Annotated in this window: 4 protein-coding genes; 2 read left to right on the top strand and 2 right to left on the bottom strand. The window is 59.2% G+C overall.

The genetic code is table 11. The features are described from left to right. Nucleotides 1–797, bottom strand: a 797-nt coding sequence (locus E0F99_RS29440) for an ABC transporter ATP-binding protein (protein ID WP_130909122.1), incomplete at its 3' end; no start/stop codon positions are given. A gap of 242 nt (nt 798–1,039) precedes the next feature. Between E0F99_RS29440 and E0F99_RS29435 the strand changes: the two genes are divergently transcribed. Further along, nucleotides 1,040–1,870, top strand: a complete 831-nt coding sequence (locus E0F99_RS29435; RefSeq protein ID WP_130909121.1) for an IclR family transcriptional regulator — start codon at nt 1,040–1,042, stop codon at nt 1,868–1,870. Nucleotides 1,871–1,926: 56 nt separating this feature from the next. Here E0F99_RS29435 and E0F99_RS31335 read toward each other — a convergent pair whose 3' ends face one another. Beyond that, on the bottom strand, nt 1,927–2,301 hold the full coding sequence (locus tag E0F99_RS31335; RefSeq protein ID WP_083358725.1) for a transposase: 375 nt from the start codon (nt 2,299–2,301) through the stop codon (nt 1,927–1,929). A gap of 371 nt (nt 2,302–2,672) precedes the next feature. On the opposite strand from E0F99_RS31335, the gene E0F99_RS29425 reads away from it, so the two are divergent. Further along, a partial coding sequence (locus tag E0F99_RS29425) for a hypothetical protein (RefSeq protein WP_130909119.1) occupies nt 2,673–3,126 on the top strand: 454 nt, incomplete at its 3' end.

Here is a 3,126-nt window from a genome sequence, read left to right as displayed (position 1 = left end):
CGCAGGCTCAGGGTCAGTTCGCCGTCGCCGCTGGCGTGGCGCACTTGCGGGGCGCCGAACTCGTCGTAGTCGCCCGGCAGCAGGTTGGCTTTGCCGACGAAGTCCGAAATGAAGCGCGTGCGCGGGTGTTCGTAGAGTGTGTAAGGCGCGTCGATCTGGGTCACGCGCCCGGCCTGCATCACCACCACGCGGTCGCTGATGGACAAGGCTTCGGCCTGGTCGTGGGTGACCATCAAGGTGGTGATGCCCACGGCGCACTGGATGCGGCGGATTTCAAACTGCATTTCTTCACGCAGGTTGGCGTCGAGGTTAGACAGCGGTTCATCGAGCAGCAACACCGGCGGTTCGATCACCAGCGCGCGAGCCAAGGCCACACGCTGGCGCTGGCCGCCGGACAACTCACGCGGGTAACGCTCGGCGTGTGGGGCCAGGCGCACCAGGTCCAGCATGGTTTTGACTTTACTGGCGATCTCGGCGGCCGGCACTTTGCGCATCTTCAAACCGAAGGCGACGTTGTCGCGCACAGTCATGTGCGGGAACAGCGCGTAGCTCTGGAACACCACGCCCAGGCCACGGCTGGCGGGTTTGGCGTGGGTGATATCGCGCCCGTCGAGCAGTATTTGCCCACTACTCACGTCGACGAAGCCGGCGATCATTTGCAGGGTGGTGGTCTTGCCGCAGCCGGAGGGACCGAGCAGGGAAACGAACTCGCCTTTTTCTACCGCAAGGTCGGTGGCGACCACCGCATCGCCGGCGCCGTAGCGTTTGCTCAAGGCGTTGAGTTGGAGAAATGCCATGCCTGCTTTCTACCTTTTTTGAGTCGCGTCGAAACGCGCTTTTTTGTTTTGGGCAGATGCGAAAAGGGTGTTGCGGGTGCGTTGGCGCTCGATCTCAAGTCGGCTGCCGTTTGTTGTTCATTTCGCCCCTGTGGACGCAGATTAGGACGAAGACTAGGATGGGCGGAAGATGGAATTTCACTCAACGGACTATTATTTTTCAATTTATTCATTCAACAGAATTACTGTCGAGATTAAGTGTTATGGATTCCACTGAGCGGAATGATGGCAGCAAAGAAGTGGGTGCCGGCAGCGTGTCTCGTCTGTTCGCGCTGCTACGTACCCTTGGCGAGGTGCCCGAAGGTGGCGAACGCGTCACCCAACTTGCACAACAGGTCGGCCTGTCCCAGCCCACCACTCACCGCCTGTTACGCAGCCTGATGGACGAAGGCATGGTCGAGCAGGATGCGCGCAGCAAGCGCTACCGCCTGAGCCTGGAGTTCTTCGCCCTGGCGGCCAACGCAGGCAAGACCGGCAACCTGCGCGACCGGGTACGCCCGAGTATGTTGCGCCTGAGTGCTTCGTTGGGCGATTCGCTGTTCCTGCTGGCGCGCAGCGGCTTTGATGCAATCTGCCTGGACCGCAGCGAGGGGCCGTACCCAATCCGCACATTTACCGGTGATATCGGCGGGCGCGTGGCGTTGGGCGTGGGGCAGGGCAGTTTGGCGATTCTGGCGTTTCTGCCGGAGGAAGAGCGTGAGACGGTGATCCGCTACAACCTGCCTCGGCTCAAGGACTTTCACCTGTATGACGAGGTGCTGCTGCGCTCGGAGGTCGAGAACGTGCGGCGCTTGGGCTACGCGGCGCGCAATACCGGTGTGCTCGAAGGCATGGCGGGGTTGGCAGTGCCGATTCTGAATCGGGATGGGCACGCGGTCGCGGCGTTAAGTGTGGCAACTATCAGTGATCGATTGGGGCCGAGCCGGTTGCCGATGGTGGTGGAGTTGCTCAAGCGTGAAGCGGCGTCGATTGGGCCCAGGATTAATCCGTTTGATCCGACGTTGCGCCGGCCTTCACAGGCATTCGGCGGATAGCGATCTACACACCAATGAAGATCAAAGGTGGGAGGGAGCAAGCCCTCTCACATGTTTTAGATCGCAGCCAGCGTGACTGATGTGGCGGCTGTTCGGGTTTCTACGCCGAGCTTCACATACACATGCTCCAAATGCTGATTCACCGTCCTGGGGTTCAACCCCAGAATGTCGCCAATATCCTGATGGGTGTTCCCAAACGCTTGCGGCGACTTCTGTTCAAGCAACCGGTCAAAAGCTTCAATGACCACCGCTGTGGTAACCGTGTCGGTAGTCGTGTGACACACCCACTTACCCTGACCACGGAGAAATCCGAGCACGTTGAGGCGTCGGCTGTGCGAGAAGGCTGGCAACGCTAACGGCTGACCGATGGGACTCCAGGCATAAGGCAGGGAGGACGCCTTTGAAAAGCCGGACTCGTCGAAGTAGACGATCGGCGAGCCCGTTTGAAGCTATACCCCAGTTTTTTTTAAAAGCCCGCTGAGGGGCATCGTGCAGGAGGTTTTTTCTGTTTCGTGTGGCCGGGGTGCCTGGACGGCCTTGATCTGATGGGGGGCTCGGACACCAGAATGTTGAGTCGTTCCCTGTCGTGTTCGTCGTAGGTCACCGGCCGGCCGGTGTCGCCGAGCTAAACGCGCCACCCAGCTTGACGTCGGTGGGGTTTATGGAGCGGTTACTGACAATCTCCCTACCACTCGTCGCCACTGTCAATTCTGACAGTAGATTCGGTTATTGCCCTAAGCGCCTCATTCACCTTGCCCGTCGCGCCATTTGCGCGTCCCCTAACCCCTGCAAGGTGAAAATAATGACGACGCCTACCGATCCTACCGACCCTTCAGATCCTAACTATGACATATCCCTGAATCCACCCGACTTTGCCTTCGCCGCATCGCTGGAAAAATTGGTCGGTGAATCCGCTACAAAGGCCTTGGGGGTGCGCGCCACGGATCCTTATGCCGACCTCTTCGTCGAAACTTGGAAGGATAGAAACATCGGTGACATTATCCGCCTCAAGATCCAGGACAAGGATGGCAAGGGTGACTTGCTGGTGGCCTCGGTCACAGTCAGCGAGATTGCCAGTCGTTACAGGTTGATGGTGCCGCGCAAGGACTTGCAGGACCGTGTGCTGGTAGGCCAGCAGGAGGGCTTGGTCACGATGTACTTGGAGCTGGTGCGTGTCGGTAGCAAACAGATAAGCCGATCGCGTTCCGTGACCTTTCTGCTCAAAAAATCCAGCCCTGCTGGCTTCGACAGCCGGC

This window comes from Pseudomonas antarctica (genome assembly GCF_900624995.1).
Taxonomy (GTDB): domain Bacteria; phylum Pseudomonadota; class Gammaproteobacteria; order Pseudomonadales; family Pseudomonadaceae; genus Aquipseudomonas; species Aquipseudomonas antarctica.
The sequence above is the reverse complement of the archived record's forward strand: the minus strand, read 5'-3'. Positions and strand labels throughout refer to the sequence as shown.